Source organism: Microbispora sp. NPDC046933 (assembly GCF_040644635.1).
GTDB lineage: Bacteria > Actinomycetota > Actinomycetes > Streptosporangiales > Streptosporangiaceae > Microbispora.
Genome location: NZ_JBEYWW010000128.1, coordinates 1 through 1,140, shown reverse-complemented (window position 1 = coordinate 1,140; position 1,140 = coordinate 1). Strand labels below are relative to the sequence as shown.

General features: G+C 70.9%; 1 protein-coding gene. It reads left to right on the top strand.

The genetic code is table 11. The features are described from left to right. The first annotated feature begins 228 nt into the window (after positions 1 to 228). Positions 229 to 864, top strand: coding sequence for a hypothetical protein (locus ABZ857_RS44315; RefSeq protein WP_357056985.1), 636 nt, complete (start codon positions 229 to 231; stop codon positions 862 to 864). Positions 865 to 1,140 lie beyond the last annotated feature (276 nt).

The window sequence follows — 1,140 nt, the reverse complement described above, 5'->3', positions numbered from 1 at the left end:
GGTCACCGTGACCGGAACCGCGACGATCGGCGGCAAGCAGGTCACCACGTCCTACGACGCGGCCTACACCGCGGCCAGCTGCCGCTGAGCTGCTCACACCGCGGTCGGCTGCCGCTGACCGCACCGGCGGTGACCACGGTCCCCGCGACGGGGTCACCGCCATAGCACAACCGGGGCCGGCCGGCCGATCAGCCGGCCGGCCCCGCCCCCCATAAATGGAGCGATCACATGAGAATCAACAGGACTACCCAGCTACTCGCCGCGGCCGTGCTCGGCGTCGCGCTCGCCGGTGCCGGCGTGGCCGGTCCCGCACTGGCGGACGACGACCCCGGCAGCGGCATCGACGTGTCGGTGAACATCCAGCCCACCACCACTCCCGGTCAGCTCTCGATGACCGTGGCCGACAACAACGGGGTGTCCCTGCAGGAGAACGGGTCCAACGCCGCCGCCCGCCAGTTCATCGGAACCCTGCCGACGGTCACGGTGACCGACACCCGCAGCCCTGAGGAGATCCCCGAGGGCGAGTACTGGGCGGTCGTCGGCCAGGCGAGCCAGTTCGTCGCGGCCGACGACCCGGCCAAGACCATCGGCCCGGAGTACCTGGGCTGGAAGCCGCGTCTGCTGAGCGACTCCTCCACCGGGGCGGTGTCGGCCGGTGAGCCCGTCTCCAGTGTCATCTCCGACGGCTCGGGGGCCCCCACAGTGGGTCTGGAGGGCCAGGAGCTGCTGGTGTCGACCGCCAACTCCGCCGACGAGATCGGCACCTCGAAGGTCAACGCCGACCTCGCCCTGCGCACCCCCGTCGACGTCGCCGCAGGCGAGTACCACTCCACCCTGACGCTGTCGCTGTTCAACCAGTCCTGAACCGAAGGGCAGGACGCCACCGCCCACTGTGGCGTCCTGGGCCGGAGGGCAGGACGCCACCGCCCGCTGTGTGCGTCCGGGATCTTGTGCCAGCCTGGCACACGTCCCGGACGCTCACGATGAGACAGGAGAGACCGTTGTCGACCAGGAGCCGTTCGCGGGGCGTCCTCGCCCTCCTCGCCGTCTTCCAGGCTGTCGGCGTGGCCGTTCTGGTCGCCTTGGTCGCCTTCGCCACCCCCTCCAGCGCCGATGTCACCTGGTCGGTCGTACCCGCCG